The 25,266-nt window shown below is 67.9% G+C and carries 24 protein-coding genes; 7 read left to right on the forward strand and 17 right to left on the reverse strand.

All coding sequences use genetic code 11. The features are described 5' to 3' along the window. Positions 1-112 precede the first annotated feature (112 nt). Both AC6LJ5_RS02935 and AC6LJ5_RS02940 read right to left on the reverse strand, forming a co-directional pair. Positions 113-841, reverse strand: a complete 729-nt coding sequence (locus AC6LJ5_RS02935) for a glutathione peroxidase (protein WP_103274583.1) — start codon at positions 839-841, stop codon at positions 113-115. A 193-nt stretch (positions 842-1,034) separates the two neighbouring features. Continuing rightward, positions 1,035-1,235: a heavy-metal-associated domain-containing protein gene (locus AC6LJ5_RS02940; protein ID WP_103274584.1), complete on the reverse strand. Its 201-nt coding sequence runs from the start codon at positions 1,233-1,235 to the stop codon at positions 1,035-1,037. 160 nt (positions 1,236-1,395) lie between these two features. Here AC6LJ5_RS02940 and AC6LJ5_RS02945 point away from each other — a divergent pair, with 160 nt between their 5' ends. Next, a complete protein-coding gene (locus AC6LJ5_RS02945) occupies positions 1,396-3,678 on the forward strand; it encodes a heavy metal translocating P-type ATPase (protein ID WP_498139794.1) in 2,283 nt (760 codons plus the stop codon). 32 nt (positions 3,679-3,710) lie between these two features. Then, on the forward strand, positions 3,711-4,100 hold the full coding sequence (gene cueR / locus AC6LJ5_RS02950; protein WP_103274586.1) for a Cu(I)-responsive transcriptional regulator: 390 nt from the start codon (positions 3,711-3,713) through the stop codon (positions 4,098-4,100). A 13-nt stretch (positions 4,101-4,113) separates the two neighbouring features. On the opposite strand, the gene rlmD is transcribed toward cueR, so the two are convergent. From rlmD to surE, 7 genes are all read right to left on the reverse strand, one after another. Beyond that, positions 4,114-5,517 carry a 23S rRNA (uracil(1939)-C(5))-methyltransferase RlmD gene (gene rlmD, locus AC6LJ5_RS02955; RefSeq protein ID WP_103274587.1) on the reverse strand — a complete coding sequence of 468 codons (1,404 nt, stop codon included), beginning with the start codon at positions 5,515-5,517 and terminating at the stop codon, positions 4,114-4,116. A gap of 132 nt (positions 5,518-5,649) precedes the next feature. Continuing rightward, positions 5,650-6,402: a TorF family putative porin gene (locus tag AC6LJ5_RS02960; RefSeq protein ID WP_103274588.1), complete on the reverse strand. Its 753-nt coding sequence runs from the start codon at positions 6,400-6,402 to the stop codon at positions 5,650-5,652. A gap of 451 nt (positions 6,403-6,853) precedes the next feature. Continuing rightward, complete coding sequence (locus AC6LJ5_RS02965) at positions 6,854-7,456, reverse strand: hypothetical protein (protein WP_103274589.1); 603 nt, start codon at positions 7,454-7,456, stop codon at positions 6,854-6,856. A gap of 247 nt (positions 7,457-7,703) precedes the next feature. Then, positions 7,704-8,480, reverse strand: a complete 777-nt coding sequence (locus AC6LJ5_RS02970; protein ID WP_103274590.1) for a 3'-5' exonuclease — start codon at positions 8,478-8,480, stop codon at positions 7,704-7,706. Beyond that, positions 8,477-9,355, reverse strand: a complete 879-nt coding sequence (locus AC6LJ5_RS02975; protein ID WP_392413423.1) for a peptidoglycan DD-metalloendopeptidase family protein — start codon at positions 9,353-9,355, stop codon at positions 8,477-8,479. The genes AC6LJ5_RS02970 and AC6LJ5_RS02975 overlap by 4 nt, the downstream gene beginning before the upstream one ends. A gap of 17 nt (positions 9,356-9,372) precedes the next feature. Then, a complete protein-coding gene (locus AC6LJ5_RS02980) occupies positions 9,373-10,194 on the reverse strand; it encodes a protein-L-isoaspartate(D-aspartate) O-methyltransferase (RefSeq protein WP_199770865.1) in 822 nt (273 codons plus the stop codon). Further along, the gene (surE, locus tag AC6LJ5_RS02985) at positions 10,179-10,937 is read right to left on the reverse strand and encodes a 5'/3'-nucleotidase SurE (protein WP_103274592.1); all 759 of its coding nucleotides are present in this window, start codon (positions 10,935-10,937) and stop codon (positions 10,179-10,181) included. Before surE ends, AC6LJ5_RS02980 begins: the two co-directional genes overlap by 16 nt. Before the next feature lie 180 nt (positions 10,938-11,117). Between surE and plsY the strand changes: the two genes are divergently transcribed. Next, positions 11,118-11,762, forward strand: a complete 645-nt coding sequence (gene plsY / locus AC6LJ5_RS02990) for a glycerol-3-phosphate 1-O-acyltransferase PlsY (RefSeq protein ID WP_103274593.1) — start codon at positions 11,118-11,120, stop codon at positions 11,760-11,762. A gap of 23 nt (positions 11,763-11,785) precedes the next feature. Here plsY and tsaD read toward each other — a convergent pair whose 3' ends face one another. Beyond that, positions 11,786-12,820 carry a tRNA (adenosine(37)-N6)-threonylcarbamoyltransferase complex transferase subunit TsaD gene (tsaD, locus tag AC6LJ5_RS02995; protein WP_103274594.1) on the reverse strand — a complete coding sequence of 345 codons (1,035 nt, stop codon included), beginning with the start codon at positions 12,818-12,820 and terminating at the stop codon, positions 11,786-11,788. Between the two features lie 113 nt (positions 12,821-12,933). On the opposite strand from tsaD, the gene AC6LJ5_RS03000 reads away from it, so the two are divergent. From AC6LJ5_RS03000 to AC6LJ5_RS03010, 3 genes are all read left to right on the forward strand, one after another. Next, positions 12,934-14,229, forward strand: a complete 1,296-nt coding sequence (locus AC6LJ5_RS03000; protein WP_212316984.1) for an NCS2 family permease — start codon at positions 12,934-12,936, stop codon at positions 14,227-14,229. A gap of 307 nt (positions 14,230-14,536) precedes the next feature. Continuing rightward, positions 14,537-15,559: an LLM class flavin-dependent oxidoreductase gene (locus AC6LJ5_RS03005; protein ID WP_103274596.1), complete on the forward strand. Its 1,023-nt coding sequence runs from the start codon at positions 14,537-14,539 to the stop codon at positions 15,557-15,559. A gap of 171 nt (positions 15,560-15,730) precedes the next feature. Further along, on the forward strand, positions 15,731-16,105 hold the full coding sequence (locus AC6LJ5_RS03010) for a thioredoxin family protein (RefSeq protein ID WP_103274597.1): 375 nt from the start codon (positions 15,731-15,733) through the stop codon (positions 16,103-16,105). Positions 16,106-16,159: 54 nt separating this feature from the next. On the opposite strand, the gene AC6LJ5_RS03015 is transcribed toward AC6LJ5_RS03010, so the two are convergent. The 7 genes from AC6LJ5_RS03015 to AC6LJ5_RS03045 all read right to left on the reverse strand — a co-directional run bounded on the left by AC6LJ5_RS03015 (position 16,160) and on the right by AC6LJ5_RS03045 (position 23,421). Continuing rightward, positions 16,160-16,747, reverse strand: a complete 588-nt coding sequence (locus AC6LJ5_RS03015) for an IMPACT family protein (protein ID WP_103274598.1) — start codon at positions 16,745-16,747, stop codon at positions 16,160-16,162. A 40-nt stretch (positions 16,748-16,787) separates the two neighbouring features. Next, positions 16,788-17,627 carry a transporter substrate-binding domain-containing protein gene (locus AC6LJ5_RS03020; RefSeq protein ID WP_498139795.1) on the reverse strand — a complete coding sequence of 280 codons (840 nt, stop codon included), beginning with the start codon at positions 17,625-17,627 and terminating at the stop codon, positions 16,788-16,790. A gap of 10 nt (positions 17,628-17,637) precedes the next feature. Then, a complete protein-coding gene (locus AC6LJ5_RS03025) occupies positions 17,638-18,411 on the reverse strand; it encodes an ABC transporter permease (protein WP_498139796.1) in 774 nt (257 codons plus the stop codon). Beyond that, complete coding sequence (locus AC6LJ5_RS03030; RefSeq protein WP_212316966.1) at positions 18,408-19,406, reverse strand: ABC transporter substrate-binding protein; 999 nt, start codon at positions 19,404-19,406, stop codon at positions 18,408-18,410. The genes AC6LJ5_RS03025 and AC6LJ5_RS03030 overlap by 4 nt, the downstream gene beginning before the upstream one ends. A gap of 79 nt (positions 19,407-19,485) precedes the next feature. After that, positions 19,486-20,256: an ABC transporter ATP-binding protein gene (locus AC6LJ5_RS03035; RefSeq protein ID WP_103274602.1), complete on the reverse strand. Its 771-nt coding sequence runs from the start codon at positions 20,254-20,256 to the stop codon at positions 19,486-19,488. Positions 20,257-20,353: 97 nt separating this feature from the next. Beyond that, the gene (locus AC6LJ5_RS03040) at positions 20,354-21,583 is read right to left on the reverse strand and encodes an MFS transporter (protein WP_498139797.1); all 1,230 of its coding nucleotides are present in this window, start codon (positions 21,581-21,583) and stop codon (positions 20,354-20,356) included. Positions 21,584-21,816: 233 nt separating this feature from the next. After that, the gene (locus tag AC6LJ5_RS03045; RefSeq protein WP_103274604.1) at positions 21,817-23,421 is read right to left on the reverse strand and encodes an ABC-F family ATPase; all 1,605 of its coding nucleotides are present in this window, start codon (positions 23,419-23,421) and stop codon (positions 21,817-21,819) included. Between the two features lie 267 nt (positions 23,422-23,688). On the opposite strand from AC6LJ5_RS03045, the gene AC6LJ5_RS03050 reads away from it, so the two are divergent. After that, positions 23,689-25,266 (forward strand): CHASE2 domain-containing protein, encoded by a 1,578-nt coding sequence (locus tag AC6LJ5_RS03050; RefSeq protein WP_498139798.1) that lies wholly within the window; start codon positions 23,689-23,691, stop codon positions 25,264-25,266.

Below are 25,266 nucleotides of genomic sequence, written 5' to 3' on the forward strand. Positions count from 1 at the left end.
GGCCGCGCAGGAACGCGCGCAGCGGGGGGAATTCGGCGCGCGGGCTCCACCACACAAGGCGCGGAGCCGCGCAGCATGCCGGGCCGCCCGGGCCCGGCATGCCTGATGCCTGTCAGGCGAAGTGCGCCTTCAGGTCGTCCAGGCCGCCGATCAGCGAGCCGTTGATGAACACCTGCGGCGCGGTGCCCTTGCCCGAGACGGCGCCGATGACGCGGCCGCGGACCTTGTTCTCCAGCGGGATCTCGATCGGATCGAAACCCTTGTCCTGCAGCAGCGCCTTGGCTTCCACGCAGAACGGGCAGCCCGGCTTGGAGAACACGACCACCTGGTCGGGCTTCTTGGCCTTGGGCGCGAAGTACGCCAGCATGGTGTCGGCGTCCGACACTTCAAAGGGATCGCCTTCCTTTTCCGGCTCGATGAACATCTTCTGCACCACGCCGTCCTTGACCAGCATGGAATAGCGCCAGCTGCGCTTGCCGAAACCCAGGTCGCTCTTGTCGACCAGCATGCCCATGCCTTCGGTGAAGGCGCCGTTGCCGTCGGGCAGCAGCGTGATGTTGGCCGATTCCTGGTCCTTGGCCCATTCGTTCATCACGAAGGTGTCATTCACCGACACGCACACGATGCTGTCCACGCCTTCCTTGAAGAACGCAGGCGCCAGTTCGTTGTAGCGCGGCAGGTGGGTCGACGAGCAGGTCGGCGTGAAAGCGCCGGGAAGCGAAAAGACCACGACCGTCTTGTTCTTGAAGATGTCGTCGGACGTGAGCTTTTTCCAGGTGTTGCCCTCGCGGACGGGGAACGTGACGTTGGGAACACGTTGGCCTTCACGGTTTTGCAGCATTCAATCTCTCCTTGGGGTAGCGGGGTTCTGTTCAACCACCATGGAAAGAATGATAAATCGCCACTATCGATATATCAAATTTAATTGTTTTAATTGATCGATAGTTTTAAGCAATAAGAAAATAGAAAACGCCTGATGAATTCTATGAAATCCATCAGGCGCGCGCCAGGGCCAAGGCCGCCTGGCGGGACGCTCAGACGCGTGCCGGCTCGTAGCCCGCGTCACGAATGGCGGCCTCGACCTTGTCCGCCTGGTCCGTGCCGGTCACCGTCACGCGGTGCGTCGCCAGGTCCGTGACCACCGCCGAGCCGGGCACGGCGGCCGTGACGGCGCCGGTGATGGTCTTGACGCAGTGGCCGCAGGTCATGTCGGGGACTTGGAACTCGATGCTCATGGATGCTCTCCGAAAGATTCAGGGACGGCCTGGAATGATCCCAGGCATGGCAGCACTGTAAACCTTCCCATCATGGAAAGGTCAAGCGTAGAATCAGGCTTGACCTTCCAACAATGGGAAGGATGAAACTGTGGGCTTCCCGGATAGAAAGAGACCCGCCATGAACATCGCCATCCCCGCCTCTTCCAGCGAGCTTGAGCTCGCCATCGAGGGCATGACCTGCGCGTCCTGCGTCAAGCGCGTCGAGAAGGCCCTGACCCGCGTGCCGGGCGTGGCCCAGGCCCAGGTGAATCTGGCCACCGAGCGCGCGCGGGTCGCCTTCGACCCGACCGCCGCCGACGCCCAGGCGCTGGTGGACGCCGTCGGCAAGATCGGCTACGAGGCCCGCCCCATCGCCGCCGAGGACGATCACGCCGAACGCCAGGCCGAGGCCCGCGACGCCGAGGCCCGCCGCCTGAAGCAGGCCTTCGGCATCTCGCTGGCCCTGACCCTGCCCGTCTTCGTGCTGGAGATGGGCTCGCACCTGATTCCCGCCATGCACCACTGGGTGCTGGCCAATATCGGCCGGCAGAACAGCTGGCTGCTGCAATTCGCGCTGACCACGCTGGTGCTGGCCTGGCCGGGCCGGCACTTCTTCAGCAAGGGCTTCATGGCCCTGTGGCGGCGCGCGCCCGAGATGAACTCGCTGGTGGCGCTGGGCGCCGGCGCCGCCTGGAGCTATTCCGTGGTGGCCACCTTCGCGCCGCAGTGGCTGCCCGAGGCGGCCCGCAACGTCTATTTCGAGGCAGCCGCCGTCATCGTCACGCTGATTCTGCTGGGCCGCATGCTGGAGGCGCGCGCCAAGGGCCGCACCGGCGCGGCCATCCAGCGCCTGATCGGCCTGCAGCCGCGCACCGCCCGCGTCATGCGCGACGGCCAACCCATGGACCTGCCCATCGAGCAGGTGCGCAAGGGCGAGATCGTGCTGGTGCGTCCGGGCGAGAAGATCCCGCTGGACGGCGAAATCATCGAAGGCAATTCCTATGTGGACGAATCCATGCTCACGGGCGAGCCCGTGCCAGTCGAGAAGACGTCCGGCATGCAGGCCACCGGCGGCACGCTGAACACGTCCGGCAGTTTCACGCTGCGCGTGACCCATACCGGGGCGGACACCATGCTGGCGCGCATCATCCGCATGGTCGAGGCCGCGCAAGGCGCGCGCCTGCCCATCCAGGCGCTGGTGGACCGCGTCACCGGCTGGTTCGTGCCGGCCGTGATGGGCGTGGCCCTGCTCACCTTCCTGCTCTGGCTGTTCCTCGGCCCCGCGCCAGCCCTGTCGCACGCGCTGGTCAATGCCGTGGCCGTACTGATCATCGCCTGCCCTTGCGCCATGGGCCTGGCCACGCCGACCTCCATCATGGTGGGCACCGGCCGCGCCGCGGAAATGGGCGTGCTGTTCCGCCAGGGCGACGCGCTGCAGACGCTGCGCGACGTGCAGGTCGTGGCGTTCGACAAGACCGGCACGCTGACGCTGGGCAAGCCCACGCTGACCGGCCTGGACGCCGCGCCCGGCCATGACGCCGAGCAAGTCCTGCTGTGGGTCGCGTCGGTGCAGGCCCGCTCCGAGCACCCCATCGCCGTCGCCATCGTCGCGGCCGCCGCCGAGCGCAAGCTGGCGCTGCTGCCCGCCGAGGGTTTCGCCGCCATCACCGGCGCGGGGGTGGAAGCCGTGGTCGGCGGCCGCAAGGTGCTGGCCGGCGCCGCCCGCCTGATGGCCGAGCGCGGCGTGGACGTCGGCGTCTTCGGTGAACGCGCCGCCGAATGGGGCAGCCAGGGCAAGACGCCGATCTTCGTTGCCGTGGACGGCCGCGCCGCCGCCATGATGGCCGTGACCGACCCGGTCAAGCCCTCGGCCGTGGCCGCCATCGCCGCGCTGCACGCGCAGGGCCTGAAGACCGCCATGATCACCGGCGACAACCGCCACACCGCGCAGGCCGTGGCGCGCGAGCTGGGCATCGACGAGGTGCGCGCCGAAGTCTTGCCCGACGGCAAGGTGGCCGCCATCACCGCGCTGCGCGAGGGCGGCCGCGAGGTGGCCTTCGTCGGCGACGGCATCAACGACGCGCCGGCGCTGGCCGCCGCCGATACCGGCATCGCCATCGGCACGGGCACTGACGTGGCGATCGAGGCCGCGTCCGTGGTGCTGATGGCCGAGGACCTGAACGGCGTGCCCAACGCCATCGCGCTCAGCCGCGCCACGCTGGCCAACATCCGCCAGAACCTGTTCTGGGCCTTCGCCTACAACGCCGCGCTGATCCCGCTGGCCGCCGGCGCGCTGTACCCGGCCTTCGGCCTGTCGCTGTCGCCGATCTTCGCCGCCGGCGCCATGGCGCTGTCCAGCGTCTTCGTGCTGGGCAACGCTCTGCGCCTGAAGACCTTCCGCCCGCAGGCCGCGCAGGCCTGAGCCCTGCGCCGGACCACACAGGAGCCCACGTGATGAACATCGGACAAGCCGCCCAGGCCACGGGCATTTCCGCCAAGATGATCCGCTACTACGAAAGCATCGGATTGATCGGCCCGGCGCTGCGCACCGAGTCGGGATACCGCGTCTACGGCGACCACGAGCTGCACACGCTGCGTTTCGTGCGCCGCGCGCGCGACCTGGGATTCTCGGTCGAGCAGATGAACGAGCTGCTGGCGCTGTGGCGCGACCGCAGCCGCGCCAGCGCCGACGTCAAGCGCATCGCGCTGGAGCATGTGCAGGAACTGGAACGCAAGGCCGAAGCCCTGCGCGACATGGCCGCCACGCTCAAGCACCTGGCGCAGAACTGCCATGGCGACGGGCGACCCGACTGCCCGATCCTGGAAGGCCTGCAAGGGGAATAGATCCCCCTGCGTCTCAGGCGGCGACGGGGGGGTGCTCAGCGGCCAGGCGGGCCGCCTCGGCTTTTTCGCGCGCGCGCTGCTGCGCCTCGCGCACGCCCTCGGCGTCCAACGATTCGAACACGGCGATGGATTCGACGTGACCGGTGTGCGGGAACATGTTGATCACGCCTGCGCTCTTCAGGACGTAGCCGCCCTCGTGCACCATGATGGCGGCATCGCGCGCCAGCGTGGCCGGATTACAGGACACGTAGACGATGCGGCGCGGACGTTCTTCGGCCGCCAGCAGCGACAGCGCCTGCGCCACGGCCTGCGCGCCTTCGCGCGGCGGGTCGATCAGCATGCGGTCGAAATAGCCCAGGCCGCGCAGCCATTCCACATCCACTTCGAACAGGTTCAGCGTGGCGAAGCTGGTGCTTGCCGCCAGCCCGTGACGCGCGGCGGCCTCGAAGGCGCGGTCGGTCAGCATCTTGCTGCCTTCCACGCCCACCGCCTCGCGGCCCTGGGTCGCCAGCGGCAGCGTGAAATTGCCCAGACCGCAGAACAGGTCGGCGACGCGGTCGGTGGGCTGCACTTCCAGCAGGGTCAGCGCGCGCGACACCATCGAACGGTTGATCGCGTGGTTGACCTGCGTGAAATCGGTGGGACGGTACGGCATGCGCAGGCCGAATTCCGGCATGGTGTAGGCCAGCGCGTCGGCATCGGCCGGCTCCAGCGCGTGCACGGTGTCCGGCCCCTTGGGCTGCAGCCACCATTGCACCTGATGCCTGGCCGCGAACGCGCGCAGGATGGCGATATCGCCGTCGGTCAGCGGCAGCAGATGACGCAGCACCAGCGCGGTCACGCCCTCGCCCAGCGCGACCTCGATCTGCGGCATGCGATCGGGCGCGGACATCGAGGCGATCATGGCGCGCAAGGGCAGCAGCAGGTCGCTGACGTGGCGCGGCAGCACATGGCATTCGCGCATATCGGCCACATAGCTGCTCTTGCGCTCATGGAAGCCCACCAGCACGCCGCCCTTCTTCGGCACCACCCGCACCGACAGGCGGGCGCGGTAGCGGTAGCCCCAGGTCGGGCCCTGCAGCGGCGGCAGCACGCGCGCGGGACGGAGCTTGCCGACGTGCCAGAAGGTGTCCTCCAGCGAACGCTGCTTGATCGCCACCTGGGTGCTGGGCTCCAGGTGCTGCATGGCACAGCCGCCACAGACGCCAAAATGCGGGCAGCGCGGCACCACGCGCTGCGAGGACGGACGCAGGATCTCCTCGACGCGGGCGATTTCATAGGACGGCTTGCGGCGCACGGTGGTGGCCACCACGCGTTCGCCCGGCAGGGCGCCCTCCACGAACACGACCTTGCCCTCGCGGCGGGCGATGCCGCGGGCTTCCAGGTCAAGGGATTCGATATTCAAAACGTCAGACATCTTGCGCGGTCCAGGATTACATGCAACCGCGCATTGTAAAGCGAGCGGCGGGAGCGCCGCAGCCGCCCCCGCGCGGGACCGCCGTCGGCCCGCGGCCGGGCGGGGCGCGCCCCGCCGGCCGCCTTCGGTCCCTCAGAAGCTGCGCGCCACCGAGAACACCGCCCCCAAACGTCCCGACGGATGGCCGTACTTGGTCGGCAGCCAGTTGTCCTTGGTCGCGCCCACGGCCGCCAGGCCCAGCACCCAACCTTTCAGATCCTTGGTCACGCCCAGCTTGTAGTCCACGTAATGGCTGATGGAATCGCCATTCATGTTGGTCTGGTTCTTGAGCTTCTGATAGCCCAGGTGCCCGACCAGGCCCCAGCCGTCGCCCAGGTCGAAATTGGCGGTGCCGTCCAGGTACCAGGTGCCCTTGCTGTCGGGCGTGCTGAAGAAGTCGCCGGGCGTGTAGGAGTACTTCAGCGTGTAGTTGGCGTAGGTCGCGGCAAGGTAGAGATCGGTGTTGTTGTAGTTGCCGCCCTTGGGCGAGCTGGAACCCGGGTAGTAGTAGTGCAGCACCCCCGCGTCCAGCGTCAGGCCGCCGCCCACATCCCCCTTCCAGCCGCCGTAGAAGTCCATTTCCAGATTGCCGTCGGTGTAGACGAAACTGGACACATTGGAGTTCCAGTTCCCCAGGTAGAAGCCCGAGCTGTGGGTCAGGTCTATGCCCAGCTGCGCCGCAGGACGGAAGTCGGTCTGCGAATAACCACGGAAGCGGTAGTCGCTGACGATGGCGGCATTGCCGCTGAGCGAGAAGCCGCCGCCCAGATCGGTGGGCTCGGCTTGCGCGACCGCGGCGAAACATGCAGCGAACACGAGGGGCAAGGCTGGCAGCGTCTTCTTCATGGTGCGGAGTCCTGGTCGGATGAAGGGAGTCGGCGGAACGCCCACGGGGCGTTTCCGCCTGGCCGGCCGGCGCATCGGATCAATGGCGACGGCTCGCAGCTCTTCAAGCAAGGCCCGTGCCAGGTTTCAATCCGGTGGCGCCGCGCTGGCGACGGGCTGAACGCGAGGCCACGCGCACCAGAAGCGTGCCGCGCGGGCACGACTCCGCCCCTCCCGCGCATCAAAATGGGGAATGCGCGCCATGCTGGATCCAGCCCCGCTCCATGCCGCGAGTCGCCGCCCCATCCCTCGACAAGGTCCCAAAGGCGACATCCCAACAGCCATGGCCCGAGGACTCGGCCTGCGCGAGCGCCGGAAACGAAGCGGCCCCCGAACGCGGGAGCGTCGGGGGCCGGGCGGGCCAGGCGTGGAGCGCGGGTCGCGGCTACGCCGCAGGCGCCTGAAGCGCCGCTTAGTTGGCGGCTGGAGCCGTCGCTGGCGCAGGCGCGGCCGTGGGCGCGGGAGCGCCCTTGCCGTGGCGTTCCTGCATGCGGGCGTGGCGTTGTTCCATGCGCGCCTGGCGTTCCTTGAGCATGGACGCGACCTGGCTGCGCTGGGCGTCATTCAGGCTGTCCCAGACGGCCAGCCACTGATCGCGGGCCTGCTTCATCTGGGTGTCGAACTGACCGCGGTTCTGCTCGGACTGCGAGATCAGCGCGCGCGGGTCGAGCTTGCCGCTGTCCAGCTGCGCCTTGAGCAGGTCATGGCGCTTGGCGCCGGCGGCGCGCATGGCGTCGCGCAGACCGCGCTGGCTGTCCTGGGCCGTCTTGACCAGCGCCTGCTGCTTGTCGTCCAGTTTCAGCTGTTCGAGCTGCTTCTTGGACACGGGTCCCAGGCCGGGGAAATAGACGCCGTCATGCATGCCTTTGTGGAAGCCGTCGTGGCGGCCTTCATGCATGGCGTCCGGCGCGCCGCCATCGACCGGCGGCGCGGCAGACACGGCGCCCGCCCCCATCGCGCCGGCAACGGCAATGGCTAGAGCGGCCAGATTCGAACGTAGAGCGTAGCGGGACATCGAGGTCTCCTGAAATTGAAGAAAGCGAGACCATTGTGCGAGCGGCCCGGTTTCAGTCAGGTTTCGCCTACGCCCCTGCTTGTTTCAGTCAATTGCGTCCCGGATTTCGACATCCCAACCGCCTCAAGAAGCACGTGGAACGCCCCCATATGCCGATCATCCCCGATAGAGGCCGCACGGATCCGGCTTTGCCGGTCCGTAGCGGCGCCCCCTGGAGGGGGAAGCGCGCAGCGCTTCGGGGGTGGGCCTACCCTTTCCAGGCGTCCAGGTATTCCTTCCAGTGCGGAGCGTCACTGGCGGACAGCGTGTCGCGCACCAGGGCGATCTCGGCCTCGTAGGAGACGGGATCGAGTTCGCCGCGCAGGAAGCGAAAGCGCGTGTACACCAGCCAGGTGTTGACCACGTCGGTCTCGCAATAGGCCCGCACCTCGTCGGCGCGGCCCTGGCTCCAGGCTTCCCAGACCTTGCTGCCGTCCATGCCCAGCTTGCCGGGAAAGCCGCAGAGCTTGGCCAGTTCGTCCAGCGGCGCGTTGGCGCGGCCGTTGTACTTGGCCAGCAGGTCCATCAGGTCGGTGTGGCGGCTGTGGTAGCGCGAGATGTAGTTGTTGAACTTGAACTCGCGGTCTTCCTCGCCCATGTCCCAGTAGCGCGGCGCGGGCACGCCCAGGATCAGGCTGCGGTAGTGCAGCACCGGCAGGTCGAAGCCCGAGCCGTTCCAGCTGACCAGCTTGGGGGTATAGCGCTCGATGGTCTTGAAGAAGCCCGCCAGCAGCGCGGCCTCGGGATCGTCGGGCTGGCCCAGCGTCTTGACGCGAAAGCCCTGGTCGTCACGGAACACGCAGCCCACCACCGCAACCTTATGCAGGTGCAGCGGCAGGAAGTCATGGCCGACGGCCTCGCGGCGCGCCGTCAGCGCGCGCTCGACCACTTCGGCGTCCGGCACGTCCTCGCCCCAGCCGTTGAGCTTGCGCAGCCCGTCGGCGTCGGGGATGGTCTCCAGGTCGAATACCAGCGTCGGCGTCATCGCGCGGGCAGGTATTGCATCGGATCTACGGGCGTGCCCTGGCGGCGGATCTCGAAGTGCAGGCGCGGCGAGGTCGCGTCGCTCTGGCCGATTTCAGCGATCTTGGCGCCGCGCTTGACGTCCTGGCCGGTCTTGACCAGCAGCGCGCGGTTGTGCGCGTAGGCCGTGATGAAGCCGTTCTGGTGGTTGACGATGATCAGGTTGCCCAGGCCGCGCACGCCGTTGCCGCTGTACATGACCTTGCCGTCGGCCGCCGCGATGACGGGGTCGCCCAGGTTGCCGGCGATGTCGATGCCCTTGGTGTTGTTGTTGAAGCCCTGGGTGATCTGGCCGGTGGCCGGCCAGCCCCAGTTGATGACGCCGGCATCAGCCGCGCGCGCCGGTTTTTCGGCCGGCGTGGGCGCCGGGGCGGGCGTGGCGGTCGATGGCGTCGAGGTCGCGGCGCCGCTGTCGGACGGCTGATCAAGCGGGCGCGGCTGCGTCGAGGACGACTTGGCCGAGGCCACCGGCGTGACCTGCGTCGCGCCGCCGGCCGCGGCGCCGCCACCGGACAGCTTGAGCACCTGGCCCACCGAAATCTGGTTGGGATCGCTGAGATTGTTCCAGCGCTTGACGTTCTCGACGTCGACGTTGTTCGAACGCGCGATCTTGTAGAGCGTGTCGCCCGGCTTGACGACGTAGCTGCCGCCAGGCTGGGCCGTCGCGGTGGTCTGCTGCCCGCCGGCCATGTCGACCACGGGGGCGCGCTGGCCCTTGGAAGCGCAACCGGCCAGGACGACCAGGCTGATGGCGCCCGCGAGATAAAGCGGACGGCGCAGGCGCGGCATGGGCGCGCCAAAAGCGGTATCGGTCAGTTGCAACTGCCCGTTGAGCATACGTTTCTCCTGTTTGCTCAAGATTGTATTCCGGCGCGTAGCGGCACAAAGCGCACGGCCTCTAATTCTGTGCGTTTCCAGCTGGCGGCGCCCGTGCGTTCGATCAGCACGAGGCGCTGACTGGTGCTGCCCTCGGGGGCGATCAGCCGTCCTCCCGGCGCGAGCTGCTGCAGCAACGCCTGCGGGATGGCCAAGCCAGCGGCAGCCACAACAATAGCATCGAACGGCGACACGCCGGGCAGGCCCACGGTGCCGTCTCCATAGATCAGGCGGATGCGGGTCGTCAGGCGCAGCGCGCGCAGGTGATTGCGCGCCAATTCGTACAAACCGCGGATGCGTTCGATGCTGTGAACCTCGCGCACGATCTGGGCCAGCACCGCGGCCTGATAGCCGCAGCCGGCCCCCACTTCGAGCACTCGGGTCGGGGCGCGGTCCTCGCAGACCGCCGAGATCATGCGCGCCACCACCCAGGGCTGGGAAATGGTCTGTGAATGGCCGATGGGCAGCGCCGATTCCTCGTAGGCGCGGCTCGCCAGGGCCTCGTCCACGAACAGATGGCGGGGCACGGCGGCCATGGCGTTGAGCACGCGCTCGTCGCTGATGCCCTGCGCGCGCAGGCGCTGCACCATGGCCTGGCGCAGGCGGTCCGAGTTCAGGCCCAGGTTGCCGCCGGACGACGGCACGGGCGCCTGTGGCTGGCGCGGCAGCGCGGCGGCGGAGATGCGCGTGTTGCTGTTGGCGGGCGTGACGCCCGGCGCCAGTCCGGAGCCGTAGCCGAGCGGACGCGGCCTGCCCGGCACCGGCTGGGACACGTCGGGCTGGCTTACGCGCTTGCGCATAGCGGCTCCGCCCAACCGCGGATCTCGTCCAGCTGGCTGTGCTGCGTCAGGTCCAGCCGCAGCGGCGTGACCGAGACCAGGCCCTGCTCCACGGCATGGAAATCCGTGCCCGGCGCCGCGTCGGCCGCCGAGCCGACCGGACCGATCCAGTAGACCGTGTCGCCATAGGGCGTGGTGGTGCGCACCACGGGCTGGGACGGATGACGCTTGCCCAGGCGGGTCACCTGGAAGCCATGCAGATCCTCGAAACGGCGGTTGGGGATATTGACGTTGAGCAGCACCGGCGGCGCCAGCGGCTGCACCAGATGGCGTTCGACCACCTGGCGCGCGGCGCGGGCCGCCGATTCGATGTGCTCCCAGCCCTTCTCGGCGAGCGAGAAGGCGATCGCGGGGATGCCGAACAGATAGCCTTCGCTGGCGGCGGCGACGGTGCCCGAATAGAGGGTGTCGTCGCCCATGTTGGCGCCATTGTTGATGCCCGAGACGACCAGGTCGGGCCGCGCGTCCATCAGTCCGGTCAGCGCCACGTGCACGCAGTCGGACGGCGTGCCGTTGACGGCGATGAAGCCGTTCGAGGCCGTGCGCACCGACAGGGGCCGGTTGAGCGTCAGGGAATTCGACGCGCCGCTGTGGTTGGTTTCGGGCGCGACGACGGTCAGTTCGCCCAGTCCCTGCAGCGCCTTGACCAGCGCCTCCAGCCCGGGGGCCGAATAACCATCATCGTTCGAAACCAGAATTCGCATTGTGCATCCGAAAGAAAGTAAAACACGGGTGGACGGAGCCGATTGTACCGTCCGAAGCCGACCCCGGTTTGCCATGCCCTTGCGATAACCCTCAACCAGATCCGGCCCCCGTCGCGGTAGAATCCGCAGCCACTACGACAACGCCGGCCCAGACCGGCCGCAACCACGGATTCCTCATTCATGGCGCTTACCGGACCTTCCCTGGCGTTCACCGCCGCCCTCGTCCTGCTGGCCTACCTGATCGGCTCGGTGCCTTTCGCGGTGGTGGTCAGCAAGCTGATGGGCCTGCAGGACCCCCGCAGCTACGGCTCCGGAAACCCTGGCGCGACCAACGTGCTGCGCACCGGCAACAAGACCGCCGCCGCCCTGACCCTGCTGGGCGACGCCGCCAAGGGCTGGTTCGCCGTCTGGCTGGCCGAGCAACTGGCTCCCGGCATCACGCCGGTGGCGCTGGCCTGCGTGGTGGTCGCCGCCTTCCTGGGTCATCTGTACCCGATTTTCCTGGGCTTCAAGGGCGGCAAGGGCGTCGCCACCGCGCTGGGCGTGCTGGTGGCGATCCAGCCCTGGCTGGCCGTGGCCACCGCGGCCACCTGGCTGATCATCGCGGTGTTCTTCCGCTATTCGTCGCTGGCGGCCCTGGTGGCGGCCTTCTTCGCCCCGGTCTACTACGTGTTCGGCTCGGGTCTGGCCTGGTACGCGCAGCCGCCGCTGGGCATCGCGCTGGCCATCATCGGCGTGCTGCTGTTCTATCGCCACCGCGCCAACATCACGCGCCTGATCCAGGGCACCGAAAGCCGCATCGGCGGCGGCAAGTCCAAGAAGTAAGACGGCTTGGGGGGGCTTCCCCCTCAGCCGGCGATCTCCGCCAGGTCCCAGCGCGGCTTCACGGTGAAGCTGTGCGCGTCCGGATCCAGCACCGCCAGCCCTGCCTTGACGCGTTCCGCCGCCGCGAAGGCGATCATCGCGCCGTTGTCGGTGCACAAGTGCAGCGGCGGGAAATAGGCCCGCGCCTTCAGCGGCTTGAGCGCCGCGTCCAGCTTGGCGCGCAGCAGCTGATTGGCGCCCACGCCGCCGGCCACCACCAGCCGGCGCAGGCCGGTCTGCTTGAGCGCGCGGATGGACTTGGCGGCCAAGACCTCGACGATCGCGGCCTGGGTGGCCGCCGCCAGATCGGCGCGCGTCTGCTCGTCCAGCCCGCCGGCCTGCTCGGCTGCCTTCACCCGCGTCAGCACGGCCGTCTTCAGGCCGCTGAAGCTGAAATCCAGGTCGCCGCTGTGCAGCATGGGACGCGGCAGCTCGAAGCGCGTCGCGTCGCCGCTGCCGGCCAGTTTCGATAGCGCCGGACCGCCCGGATAGCCCAGGCCCATCAACTTGGCCGACTTGTCGAAGGCCTCGCCGGCCGCGTCGTCCAACGTCTCGCCCAGCAATTCGTAACGGCCCACGCCGTCCACCCGCATCAGCTGGGTATGGCCGCCGGACACCAGCAAGGCCACGAAGGGGAATTCTGGCCGGGGGTCGGCCAGCATGGGCGACAGCAGATGGCCTTCCAGGTGGTGGATGCCTATGGCCGGCAGGCGGCGCGACCAGGCCAGCGCCTGCGCCACGCTGGCGCCCACCAGCAGCGCCCCGGCCAGGCCGGGTCCGGCCGTGTAGGCCACCGCGCCGACGTCGGCCATGCCGATGCCGGCTTCCTCGAGCACCTGGCGGGTCAGCGGCGTCACGCGCCGGATATGGTCGCGCGAGGCCAGCTCAGGCACCACGCCCCCGTATTCCTGGTGCATGGCGATCTGGGTGTGCAGGGCGTGCGCCAGCAATCCGCGTTCAGTGCAGACGGCCGCGACGCCGGTTTCATCGCAGGAGCTTTCAAAGCCGAGAATAATCATGGCGGCAGAGTTTACAACTGATGCGAAAATACGCCCGTTTACAAGAACGCGGCGAGGCGTCCACCGCCCTCGCCCGCCCAATCCGCGCACTCACACACTCACTGGGGACCCGTATGCTGGAGAAGCTATTCAAGCTGCGTGAACATGGAACCACCGTCAAGACCGAACTCATCGCCGGCCTGACGACGTTCCTGACGATGTCATACATCATTTTCGTCAACCCGGACATCCTGTCCTCCACCGGCATGGACCGCAGCGCGGTCTTCGTCGCCACCTGCCTGGCCGCGGCGCTGGGTTCGCTGGTGATGGCGCTGATCGCCAACTGGCCGATCGGCATGGCGCCGGGCATGGGCCTGAACGCGTTCTTCGCCTTCACCGTGGTCAAGACCATGGGCTACACCTGGGAGCAGGCGCTGGGCGCCGTGTTCATCTCGGGCGTGATCTTCCTGTTCCTGACCTTCTCGGGCATCCGTGTCTGGCTGATCAAGGGCATCCCGCATTCGCTGCGCAGCGCCATCGCCGCCGGCATCGGGCTGTTCCTGGCCATCATCGCGCTCAGCAGCGCCGGCATCGTGGCCGCCCATCCGGCGACCAAGGTCACGCTGGGCAACCTCACCAGCCCCGGCCCGCTGTTCGCCATCCTGGGCTTCTTCATCATCGCGTCGCTGGACGCGCTGCGCGTGCGCGGCGCCATCCTGATCGGCATCCTGGTCGTGACGCTGCTGTCCATGGCGCTGGGCTACAACGAATTCAAGGGCGTGTTCTCGGCGCCGCCGAGCCTGGCGCCCACGCTGTTCAAGCTGGACATCCTGGGCGCGCTGCATTCGGGCTTCGTGCACGTGATCCTGGTGTTCGTGCTGGTCGAGGTGTTCGACGCCACCGGCACGCTGGTGGGCGTGGCCAAGCGCGCCGGCCTGGTGCCGGAAGACCGCCCCAACCGCCTGGGCCGCGCGCTGTTCGCCGACAGCTCGGCCATCGTCGCCGGCTCGATGCTGGGCACCAGCAGCACCACCGCCTATGTGGAAAGCGCCTCGGGCGTGCAGGCCGGCGGCCGCACCGGCCTGACCGCGCTGGTGGTGGCCGTGCTGTTCCTGGCCGCGCTGTTCATCTCGCCGCTGGCCGGCGCCGTGCCGGCCTACGCCACCGCGCCCGCCCTGCTCTACGTGGCTGGCCTGATGATGCGCGAGCTGATCGACATCGACTGGAACGACGTCTGCGAAGCAACCCCGGCCGCGCTGACCGCGCTGATCATGCCCTTCACGTACTCCATCGCCAACGGCATCGCCTTCGGCTTCATCAGCTACGTGGTGCTCAAGACCGCCACCGGCAAGGTCCGCGACGTACATCCGGCCACCTGGCTGGTCGCGCTGCTGTTCGTGATCCGCTACGCCTTTTTCCCATCGGAATAAAGGCCGCGCCGTCCGCCACGGACGGCTTCGACCTGAGGGTTCCCGCCGCCAGCGCACATGCGCTGGCGGCGTCGTTTCCGGGGCATGGACTGCGTCAATCGCGCCGATTGGCAAAAGCGATCAACCCGCAGGCCGACAAGGTTGCTGCCTGCCGGGCTTGAATTCGTCGATACACTCCCCAAGTATCCCAGCATATGGAGTCCGCCTTGCACCTTGAACGCCACCCCGCCCGCCCCGGCGCCTGTAACGCAACAGGCGAGATCGGCATCGCCCGTCCGTCCTCGCCCACGGACTGTAGGATCGCCCGATGAGCGCGCTGGCCCGCATTCCCTTTTCGATCCTGGACCTGGCTCCCATCGTCCAGGGCCGCGACGCGGCCGACGCCTTCCGCAACACCGTCGCGGTCGCGCAGCAGGCCGAACGATTGGGCTACAACCGCTTCTGGCTGGCGGAACACCACAACATCAACGGCGTGGCCAGCAGCGCCACGGCGGTGCTGATCGGCCACGTGGCCGCGCACACCAAGACGCTGCGCGTGGGCTCGGGCGGCGTGATGCTGCCCAATCACGCGCCGCTGATCATCGCCGAGCAGTTCGGCACGCTGGAAACCCTGTATCCCGGCCGCATCGACCTGGGCCTGGGCCGCGCGCCCGGCAGCGACGGCGCCACGCAGCACGCGCTGCGGCGCGGCCCGCGCAGCGGCCTGGAATTCCCCGCGCTGGTTGAAGAGTTGCGCGGCTTCCTGGCGCCCTCGCGTCCGGGACAGCCGGTGCGCGCGATTCCCGGCGAAGGTCTGGACATTCCCATCTGGCTGCTAGGGTCGAGCGACTTCAGCGCCCGCATGGCCGCCGAGCTGGGCCTGCCGTTCTCCTTCGCCGGTCATTTCTCGCCCGAGGGCATGGCCGCGATGCGCCTCTACCGGCACCTGTTCAAGCCGTCCGCCACGCTGTCCAAGCCCTATTCGATGATCGGCGTGCCCGTCATCGCCGCCGAAACGGACGAGGCCGCGCGCTTCCAGGCCACCACGCAGGAACTGAAGTTCCTTTCCCTAGTGCGTGGCAACCGGCTGCAGTTGCAGCCGCCGGTCGAGAGCATGGACGGCGTATGGAACGAATGGGAACGCGCGGCGGTCGAACAACGACTGGGCGCGGCCATCGTCGGCGGCCCGGACACGGTCAAGCGCAAGCTCGAGGCGCTGGTCGCCGAAACGGAGGCCGATGAAGTCATGATCGTCTCGGACTTCTTCGATATCCGCGACCGACTCCGCTCCTTCGAAATCGTGGCGTCGTTGAAGAACGGCGCCGGACTATCCACCCGCACCGGAGCCTGAGCGCCCCGGCCCGCGCCCGACAGGACGCCTCACCATTGCGATGCCCGCGTTCCCGGCACTATATTGACAACTCAGCGTCAGGATCGCGCATCGCCGGATCGGGCGGAAATGGCCCGCACAGCCCCGCCCCTCGCATCGCCTCTACTGCCGCCCGCGCGGCAAGGACAGAAAATGAGCATCGTTGAACTCACCAAAGACAGTTTCCAGGACGCCATCACGCCGGACGGCACGCTGATCGTCGACTTCTGGGCGCCCTGGTGTGGCCCCTGCCGCGGCTTCGCGCCCGTGTTCGAGCAGGCTGCCACCGAGCATCCCGACGTGACCTTCGCCAAGGTGAACACCGACGTCGAACAGGAACTGGCCGGCGCGCTGGGCATCCGCTCCATCCCCACCCTGATGGTGTTCCGCGAAAAAGTGCTGCTGTTCTCGCAGCCGGGCGCCTTGTCGGGCGGCCAGCTCAAGGAACTGCTCACCAAGATCAAGGAAGTGGACATGGAAAAGGTCCACCAGGAAATCGCCGCCGCGCAGGACGGCCAGGACGCCTGACCCAGCCGCGCCTTTCCGCAAAAAGCAAAGCCCCTGCACGGGGCTTTGTTTTTTTCAGGACAGGATTTCCCAGGCGGACCGCCCGCGCGTGATATTGGCGGCCGTCACCTCAAGCTCGGCCACGACCGCGCGCGGCACGGTGAAGCGCAGCGCAACGCCATCGGCGCCATAGTCTTCATGCAGCATCACCGCGCCGGCGCCGGCCAGCCGCGACTTCAGCAAGGGCAGCTCGGCAAAGCCACACTGGCAGCCCACCGTGGCCAGATCGACGATCTCGGTCCGTTCGCCCGCCCGCAGGCAGTTGGCGGCGCAGCCGCCGTAAGCGCGCACCAGCCCGCCCGCGCCCAGCTTCACGCCGCCGAACCAGCGCACCACCAGCACCGCCACCCGGTCCATGCCCTGCCCTTCGATCGCCTGCAGGATCGGCCGGCCCGCCGTGCCGCCCGGCTCGCCGTCATCGTTAAAACGGTATTCCTGGCCGATCTTGTAGGCCCAGCAGTTGTGCGTGGCCTCGGGATCGCTGTTCGCGGCGAAGAAGCGCATCGCCTCATCCACCGTGGACACGGGCGCGGCAAAGGCGGCGAAGCGGCTTTTCTTGATGTCTTCCTGGTGCGCGCAGGGCGCGGTCAGCGTGTGGCTCATAGCCGCGCATTGTAAGTGCAGCGGCCCGCGCGGCGCGCTCCTAGCCGTGGCAGTCCGGCACTTCCTGGTCCAGGTACACGTCGAAGGCCACGTCGCGCGCCCACTTGGCGGCCAGCGCCTTCCAGGCGCCGGCGCGGTCCCAGGCGCGCATTTCGGCGGCCAGCCAGGCGCGGTCGGCCGGCGCCGCGGCGGACACCAGCCACGCCCGTTCGGCGCGCGCCCCTTCGGCGGCCAGCGTCGACGAGAATTTCTTCCACTCGGGAAAGCGCATCAGCGGCTCCCACAGCGCGTCGTCGATCAGGCCCACGTCGCAATCGCCCTCTCGCACCGCCACCAGCGCATCGGAAGGCACACGATAGGTGCGCACCTCGGCCCCCCAGGCGCGCGCCTGCGCCTGGGCCGCGGTCGCGGCCTGCGCCATGCACACGCGGCGGCCGCGCGTGTCGGCGCCGCTGCGCATGCGCGTATCGCTGCGAATGACGGCCTTGGGACGGACGGCATAGCCCGTGCCTTGCCAGGCCAGTTGCGCGCCGGGAACGGCGGCGGCGGCCTCGACGCCCGCGCGCTCGCCCAGCACCAGATCCACCTGTCCCGAGGCCAGCGCGGGGCCGGCTTCTTCCGCGGTCAACTGGCGCAGGCTGAACTGCAGGCCCAGGCTCTGGGCCAGCTTCTCGGCAGCCGCCACGTCCAGGCCATCGGGCGTGCGGATCTTGGCGCCAGCGACCGGCGGCGGCGCCACGTAGGGCAAGCCGATGACCAGCTCGCCGCGCGCACGCGCCGCAGCAAAGGGCTCGGGCGGCGCGGACGGCGCGGCGCCGGCCAGCGGCAGGCAGATCGCCGCCGCCAGGGCCAGAAAAACGCCGATCCGTTCAGGCAGCATGATGCGCGCCTTATACGTACTGGTAACGCAGCAGGCGGTGCTTGAGGTTCTCGAGCACGAACTGGTCGATCAGCGCGGCCAGCACGGCGATGACCAGGATGTTGGTCATCACGCCGGTCATGTCCGCGATCTCGCCCGAATACGCCAGCGAGCGGCCCAGGCCCTTGCCGAAGCCGATCAGCATCTCGGCCGAGATCAGCGCCCGCCACGCATTGCCAAACGCCAGCTGCGCGCCGGTGATGAGTTCGGGCATGACCGCCGGCAGGTAGACCCGCTTGACCAGCCCCCAGCGCGTGGCGCCCATGACACGGGCTGCCGACACATGCACGCGCTGCACCGATTCGGTGGCGTTCATCACGCTCAGCGCGGCCGGGAAGAATGCCGACAACGCCACCACCACGATGATGGGCGCGCTACCGAAACCCATGACGATCAGGAACAGCGGCACCCAGGCGATCGACGGAATCGACTGCAGGATGACGATGGCGCTGCGCAGCACCTCGCGGAAGAAGAACAGCACCGCCGCCACCAGGCCAAAGCCGATGCCGGCCGCCAGCGCCAGGCCATAGCCGGCGCCAAGACGGCCCAGCGTACCCAGCAGGCTCTGGTGGAAGGATTCCTTGCCCAGGTCCTCGACCAGACGCGTCAGCACGGCCGGCACGCCCGGCATCAGGAAGTCAGGCAGGGCCAGCGCCGCGGCCTGCCACAGCGCAAGAATGAATACGACGCCCAAGGCGCCCGCCAGATGCTTGCGGGCGCCGGTCACGCGAGTGGAAGCGCTCAAAGCTTGCGAGCCTCTTGCCAGGACAGATCGACGATGCTGGACACGTCATACGGCTTGCCGTCGCGCGTCTTGAGCGAACCCTGGGCCTGCAGGATGTCGGCGATCTCCTGCATGCGGCGCGTGTCCTTGTCGGTCAGCTTGGGCGTGAACACCTGGGTGCTGATGGCCTCGGCGATCACCGTCTCGCGCGGCAGCTCGCCGCGCGTCAGGGTCTTGAGCGTCGGCTCGGCGATGAAGTAGGACGCGATCAGCTTGGACGCCTGGGCCGGCTGCTTCTGCAGCAGGTCGATGGCCTGGTTCTGCGCGTCCAGCGCCTTCCAGACATCGTCCTTGCGCTTGGCCAGCGTCTCGCCGGAGGTGATCACCACCATGCAGGGGAACGGCCAGGCCTGGCCCACTTCGTAGATCTGCTTGACCGGCGCCACCAGCTGGGCGATGCGGTCATAGGGTTCGAACAGGAAGGCCGCGTCCACGCGCTTGCCCACCAGCGACTGCACCGCCACGGCCGGGCTCACGCCCATGACGTTGACGTCGTCGGGCGTCAGCTTGCCCTCTTTCAGGACCACGCCCTTGAGCACCACATCGGCGGTGCTGCCCTCGGCCTGCGAGGCCAGCGTCTTGCCCTTCAGGCCGGCGATGTCCTTGATGCCGGAATCGTCGCGCACGATGAGCGAGTGATAGCCCTGCTGCGCGCCGCCCACCACCTTCAGATCCGCGCCCTTGGAGGCCCAGGCCACTGCGTTGGTGAAGCCCAGCACGCCGATGTCCAGCTGGCCGCCGACGATGGCCTTGATCAGGTCGGTGCCCGACTTGAATTCGATCAGCTCGGAATCCAGGCCGGCCTTCTTGTAGTAGCCGCCTTCCTGGGCCACGATGGCCTGCGCGTCATCCATCACGCGCAGATAGCCGACGCGGAATTTCTCGGCCGCCATCGCGGGGGCCGCTGCCAGCAGCGCCGCGGCCAGCGGCAGGGACAGCCATTGCTTGAGTTTCATCGAGTGCTCCAGGGATTTCGATTCAGGCGCGGCCCCGCTTGATGGACCGCGTATGGGAAGAATTGCGCGACGGCGCGCCTCAGGCGGCCAGCGCCATGTCGGCATGCGCGCTGGCCCCGCCTACCGAGATGCCCAGCAGCCGCAGGATCTCGCGCTTCTCGTCGGCCAGGTCGGACAGGTCGTGGCTCTTGACGCGATGCGCCAGGTTGAACTCGCGCAGCACGCGCGCCGGGCGGGCGCTGAACACCACGATGCGGTCGGCCAGGAACAGCGCCTCGTCCACGTCGTGCGTGACCAGCAGCACCGTGGGGCGTTCCTGCGCGATCAGCTGGCGCAGCACGTCCTGCAGGCTCAGGCGGGTCAGCGCGTCCAGCGCGCCGAAGGGCTCGTCCATCAGCATGGTCTGCGGCTGGGCGATGAAGGCGCGCGCCAGCGCGGCGCGCTGACGCATGCCGCCGGACACCTGATGCGGGTAGTACTTCTCGAAGCCGCCCAGACCGACGCGGGCCAACCAGTCGCGCGCGCCGTCCCGCGCGCGTGCCTTGGGGATGTTCTGGAATTCCAGCGCCAGCGCCACGTTGTCCTGCAGGGTCAACCAGGGGTACAGCGCATGTTCCTGGAACACCAGGGTGCGGCTGGGATGCGGACCGGCCACCGGCTTGCCGTCGGCCAGCACCTGGCCCTGCGTAGGCGCTTCCAGGCCGGCGGCCAGGTGCAGCAGCGTGGACTTGCCGCAGCCCGACGGGCCGACCAGCGCGACCAGTTCGCCGGTCTTGAATTCGCTGCTGAAGCCCTCAACGACGGGCAGGTCGCCGAATTGCTTGTGGACGTGGTCGAAGGTCAGGTTCATGGAAACGAATCGTGGGCGCGCGTTGGGACGGCACCTAATCTAACAATTCGTTATATGAATCCAAACTAGTTTTATCGAATTTTTTAATAACTATTAGCTATATATTTCCAGCAGCGGCCCGAGCCTGCCTGGCCGCATGCCGATACAGGCCCGTGGCGATCCCGAAACCCACCAGCACCGCCAGCGCCGCCGACAGGAAGATGGCCGGATAGCCGAAGCCGCCCGAGATATAGCCGGCCACGGGCCCGGTCACGCCCAGCGCCAGATCCAGGAAGGCCGAGTAGGCGCCCAGCGCCGCGCCCCGGCTGCCCGCCGGCACCCTGGCCACCGCCTCCACCCCGATCGCCGGAAACACCAGCGCGAAGCCGCAACCGGTCAACGCGGCGCCCATCAAGGCCAGGCCGGTGCTAGGCGCCAGCCACAGCAGCGCCAACCCGGCGGCTTCGACCAGGAAAGAAACCTGCGCCACCCGGAAGCCGCCGTAACGCGTGATCGTGCCGGCGAACAACAGCCGCACGCCGATGAACGCGCAGCCGAAGGCGCTGAGCGCGTGGGCCGCGCCCTCCCAAGAGCGGCTGGCGTAGTACAGCGCCACGAAGGCCGCCAGCGTGCCGAAGCCCACCGAACCCAGCCCAAGCGCCATGCCATGCGGAAACACGCGCAGCACCACGCTCTTGAACGCCATGCGGTGTCCGCCGACCACGGCCACCGCCTTTCGCGCCAGCGCCAGTCCCAGGCCCGCCAGTCCCAGCAGCAGCACCGCGCCGCCCAGCGCGCCCATGCTCCATTCCCTTTCCAGGTACACGCCCAGCGGCGCGCCCAGCGCCAGGCCGCCATAGGTGCAGATGCCGTTCCAGGAAATCACCCGCGCGGTGTGTAGCGGCCCGACGCGCGCGATGGCCCAGGTGGCCGCGCCCGTGCCGACCCAGCTCTCGCCGAAACCCAGCGCCAACCGGCTGGCGATGATGGCGGACAGGCTGAGCCACGCGCTGCGCTCGAAGGCATAGGCCAGCAACAGGAACACGCCGCTGACGGCGCAGGCCGCCATGCCGACGACGGCGGTCTGCTTGGGGCCCACCGTGTCGGCCATGCGTCCGGCGTGCGAACGGCTCAACAGCGTGGCCGCGTACTGCACGCTGATCGCCAGCCCGGCCAGCACCGAGCCGTAGCCCAGTTGCCCATGCACATAGCCGGGCAGCACCGCCAGCGGCAGGCCGATGGCCAGATAGCAGATGAAGGTGAAGAAGGCGATGGCGACAATGCGCGCGGTCAGCGCGAAGGCGCTCAATTGCGCGCCATCGGGCGCGCTGTGGGTAGAGGGAGGCATGGCTGCGAGACGCTGGCCGCTGAAATGACATCCGGCGGTCCGCGAAAAAACGTGGGAGGAAGAAACCCGGCCGTGGCTGTTGGGCGGAGCCGGGCCGCGCCGATGATAGCGCGGCGCGTATTGCGGTTTGCTGAAAGCCGCCGATCCAGAACGACATGGCGGCCGGCAAAGGCAAACGGCGCACCGTCAGGCGCGCCGTTTGCAGCCGGCGGGCGCAAGGCCCGTCAGCAGGCTCAGGCTTCGATGCCGCGCGAGGTCAGGTAGTCCTCGTAGCCGCCACGGTAGTCGACGATTTCGCCGGACGGCAGGATCTCGATCACGCGCGTGGCCAGGCCGGACACGAACTCGCGGTCATGCGACACGAACACCAGCGTGCCCTGGTATTTCTCCAGCGCGAACTGCAGCGATTCGATCGATTCCATATCCAGGTGGTTGGTCGGCTCGTCCAGCAGCATGACGTTGTGCCGGCCCAGCATCAGGCGGCCGAAGGTCATGCGGTTCTTCTCGCCGCCGGACAGCACCTTGGGCGCCTTGGGCAGGTCGTCGGCCGAGAACAGCAGGCGGCCCAGCACCGAGCGGATGGACTGGTCGTCGTCGCCCGGCTGGCGGTGGTCGCCCATCCAGTCCAGCAGGTTGCTGTCGGTCTGCAGGAACTGGTCGGACACGTCCTGGGCCATGTAGCCCAGGTCGGCGTTTTCCGACCATTTCACCGTGCCGGAATCCGGCGCCAGGTCCGTGGCCAGCAGGCGCAGCAAGGTGGTCTTGCCGACGCCGTTGGCGCCGATGATGGCGATCTTCTCGCCGGCTTCGACCATGGCCGAGAAATTCTTGATGACCGGCGCGTCGTAGGACTTGGTCAGGTGCTCGACGTTGACCGCCTGGCGGTGCATGACCTTGTTCTGCTCGAAGCGGATGTACGGGTTCTGGCGCGACGAGGGCTTGACCTCGACCTGCTCGGCCTTGATGCGGTCGATCTGCTTCAGGCGCGACGTGGCCTGGCGCGACTTCGACTTGTTGGCGGCGAAGCGGCGCACGAAGTCCTGCAGTTCGGCGACGCGTTCCTTGGCCTTGGCGTTGTTGGACACCAGGCGCTCGCGAGCCTGGGTCGAGGCCAGCATGTAGTCGTCGTAGTTGCCGGGGTAGATGCGGATCTCGCCATAGTCCACGTCGGCCATGTGCGTGCACACCTGGTTCAGGAAGTGACGATCGTGGCTGATGATGATCATCGTGCTCTGGTAGCCGTTGAGCACGTTCTCCAGCCAGCGGATCGTGTTGATGTCCAGGTTGTTGGTCGGCTCGTCCAGCAGCAGCACGTCGGGATTCGAGAACAGCGCCTGCGCCAGCAGCACGCGCAGCTTCCAGCCCGGCGCCACTTCGCGCATCGGCAGGTTGTGCAGGTCGACGGCGATTTCCAGGCCCAGCAGCAGCTCGCCGGCGCGCGCCTCGGCGGTGTAGCCGTCGTATTCGGCGAACTTGGCCTCCAGGTCGGCGGCGCGCATGTAGTCGTCTTCGCTGGCCTCGGGGTTGGCGTAGATCGCGTCGCGCTCGGACATGGCCGACCACATTTCGGTGTGGCCCATCATGACCACGTCCAGCACCCGGAAGTCCTCGAACGCGAACTGGTCCTGGCGCAGCTTGCCCAGGCGCACGCCCGGCTCCAGCGACACGTTGCCCGCCGAGGGTTCTAGGTCGCCGCCGATGATCTTCATGAACGTCGACTTGCCGGACCCGTTGGCCCCGATCAGCCCGTAGCGGTTGCCTTCGCCGAACTTGACGCTGACGTTCTCGAACAGGGGCTTGGGACCGAACTGGATGGTGAGATTGGCGGTTGAGATCACGGTGTCTAGTGAGGAATCTTGATGTCTGGGGTTGCGCGGCGCGCAGCAGGCGCACGCGGGGAAACCCGATAGTGTACCAAGCTCGCGTGACTGCCAGCTGGCCGCGCGACCTGTTCCGCGCCGAAAGCCGGCGCACAGACGTCCCATTTGTTGTCTTAATGTAAATATTTGTATTAAATCAGGTAAAATCCGCGACACGCCCTGTCCGCCGGCCGCTCCGTCGGGCCCGGGCATCCGGATAACCGCCTTGCTCGTAGCCGCCGTTTCGTGACAGACGCACCGAAGCCCACAGAAAAAGCCGAGCTGTATTTCCGTTCCTTGATCGTCGCCGCGATCGTGGCGATCACGATGCTGTGGGCCACGCCGAGGCTGACGCCCAGTTCGGACCTGCTGACCTATGCCGTGGCTCGGCTGCAGGCCCGCCTGGTTGGCGGGCACTACGACGCAGCGCGCCGCGACGACACCACGGTGGTGCTGATCGACGACGCGTCGCTGGATCCGCAGAAGGGCACCTGGCCCGTAACCTACCAGAGCTACGCGCGCTGGCTGCGCAACATCGGCCTGATCTACAAGCCGCGCGCGATATTCCTCGACATTACGCTGGGACGCGAACGCGAGGACAGCACCCTGCCCGAACTGATGGCCGCGCTCTGCGATCTGCGCGACGCCGGGGTACCCGCCTTCCTGGCCGCGCTACCGGACGATGCCGGGCGCTTGCGCCTGCGCTCGGGCCTGATCAACCCGGAAGGCGAGCCGCCTTGCTTCACGCTGGTGGACGTGCGCTACACGGCCAGCAAGGTCGACAGGCTGGTCTGGAGCTATCCGCTCTGGCCGGAGGGCGACGAACGCAGCGCGGCCCTGGCCATCGCGCAGGACGCGGCCGGTATCGCCATTGCACGGAGTCACGATGCGATGGCCTTGACCTGGGGTGTCGACAATGCCGACCAGCGGCGCTTTTCGCCGCAATGCCGCCAGGCGCGCGGCGGCTACGTGGAGATGTTGCCTACTTATGTACGCAAGCTGCTTGGCGACGCGGACGCCGGCATGCCGGTCTGTCCCTATACCCGCGCGCTGACCTTGTCCGAACTGCGCCCTTCCGACGCCGATCAGGCCAGGCTGGACGACCTGCTCAAAGGCCGCTACGTCATGATCGGCGCCGCGCTGAGCGGCTTCAACGACACCGTGCTGTCGCCCGTTCATGACGCGATCCCTGGCGTATTCATGCATGCCATGGCGCTCGACAATCTGCTGACCTACGGCGACCGCTACAAGCGCGCCGTCGAATGGGAAATTTGGCCGCCAAACATCCTGTGGCTGCTGGGCATTCCCGTGATCGTGATCGCGCACCTCCTGCATTGGCTGACGCACTGGATGGCCGAATGGCTGCGGACCCGCTCGCGTCACGCCCGCGCCCTGCTCACGCCGCCGACGCAATGGCGCTTTCCTTCCAGCTCGCTACCCGTGCCCGAGAGCTTGCAGGCCCTGGACGCGGCCCAGGGCTGGCTCAGCCGGCTGCGTCGGCTGGCGGCGCTGCGGCGCGACGGCGCGGCTTGCGCCTGGCTGGTCCGCAGGGCCCTGGAAATGTTGCTGGTCGTGCTCGCCCTGATCTTGCGCAAGGCCGCCGCCATCGTCTTTTCCTCGCTGGCCGTGCTGTACATCGTCCTGCTGGCCCAGAAATACGCCAACGTCGGCACCTTGCCCGTCGTCGATCTGGCCGTCATGGCCCTGGCGGCGCAATGGCTGGGCTGGACCAATCGCGTCACCCGATTCATCGCCGGCAAGCCCCCGAAAGACGCCCAGCAGCCTGCTCCGCCGGCATCCCCTTCCCCCGACCAATCTCGATAG

It is taken from the genome of Achromobacter sp. 1011791174, from assembly GCF_059760925.1.

Coding starts and splice junctions, on each gene's coding strand:
- AC6LJ5_RS02935 (WP_103274583.1), bottom strand. CDS start 841: ATGCTGCAAAACCGTGAAGGCCAACGTGTTCCCAACGTCACGTTCCCC.
- AC6LJ5_RS02940 (WP_103274584.1), bottom strand. CDS start 1,235: ATGAGCATCGAGTTCCAAGTCCCCGACATGACCTGCGGCCACTGCGTC.
- AC6LJ5_RS02945 (WP_498139794.1), top strand. CDS start 1,396: ATGAACATCGCCATCCCCGCCTCTTCCAGCGAGCTTGAGCTCGCCATC.
- cueR (WP_103274586.1), top strand. CDS start 3,711: ATGAACATCGGACAAGCCGCCCAGGCCACGGGCATTTCCGCCAAGATG.
- rlmD (WP_103274587.1), bottom strand. CDS start 5,517: ATGTCTGACGTTTTGAATATCGAATCCCTTGACCTGGAAGCCCGCGGC.
- AC6LJ5_RS02960 (WP_103274588.1), bottom strand. CDS start 6,402: ATGAAGAAGACGCTGCCAGCCTTGCCCCTCGTGTTCGCTGCATGTTTC.
- AC6LJ5_RS02965 (WP_103274589.1), bottom strand. CDS start 7,456: ATGTCCCGCTACGCTCTACGTTCGAATCTGGCCGCTCTAGCCATTGCC.
- AC6LJ5_RS02970 (WP_103274590.1), bottom strand. CDS start 8,480: ATGACGCCGACGCTGGTATTCGACCTGGAGACCATCCCCGACGCCGAC.
- AC6LJ5_RS02975 (WP_392413423.1), bottom strand. CDS start 9,355: ATGCTCAACGGGCAGTTGCAACTGACCGATACCGCTTTTGGCGCGCCC.
- AC6LJ5_RS02980 (WP_199770865.1), bottom strand. CDS start 10,194: ATGCGCAAGCGCGTAAGCCAGCCCGACGTGTCCCAGCCGGTGCCGGGC.
- surE (WP_103274592.1), bottom strand. CDS start 10,937: ATGCGAATTCTGGTTTCGAACGATGATGGTTATTCGGCCCCCGGGCTG.
- plsY (WP_103274593.1), top strand. CDS start 11,118: ATGGCGCTTACCGGACCTTCCCTGGCGTTCACCGCCGCCCTCGTCCTG.
- tsaD (WP_103274594.1), bottom strand. CDS start 12,820: ATGATTATTCTCGGCTTTGAAAGCTCCTGCGATGAAACCGGCGTCGCG.
- AC6LJ5_RS03000 (WP_212316984.1), top strand. CDS start 12,934: ATGCTGGAGAAGCTATTCAAGCTGCGTGAACATGGAACCACCGTCAAG.
- AC6LJ5_RS03005 (WP_103274596.1), top strand. CDS start 14,537: ATGAGCGCGCTGGCCCGCATTCCCTTTTCGATCCTGGACCTGGCTCCC.
- AC6LJ5_RS03010 (WP_103274597.1), top strand. CDS start 15,731: ATGAGCATCGTTGAACTCACCAAAGACAGTTTCCAGGACGCCATCACG.
- AC6LJ5_RS03015 (WP_103274598.1), bottom strand. CDS start 16,747: ATGAGCCACACGCTGACCGCGCCCTGCGCGCACCAGGAAGACATCAAG.
- AC6LJ5_RS03020 (WP_498139795.1), bottom strand. CDS start 17,627: ATGCTGCCTGAACGGATCGGCGTTTTTCTGGCCCTGGCGGCGGCGATC.
- AC6LJ5_RS03030 (WP_212316966.1), bottom strand. CDS start 19,406: ATGAAACTCAAGCAATGGCTGTCCCTGCCGCTGGCCGCGGCGCTGCTG.
- AC6LJ5_RS03035 (WP_103274602.1), bottom strand. CDS start 20,256: ATGAACCTGACCTTCGACCACGTCCACAAGCAATTCGGCGACCTGCCC.
- AC6LJ5_RS03040 (WP_498139797.1), bottom strand. CDS start 21,583: ATGCCTCCCTCTACCCACAGCGCGCCCGATGGCGCGCAATTGAGCGCC.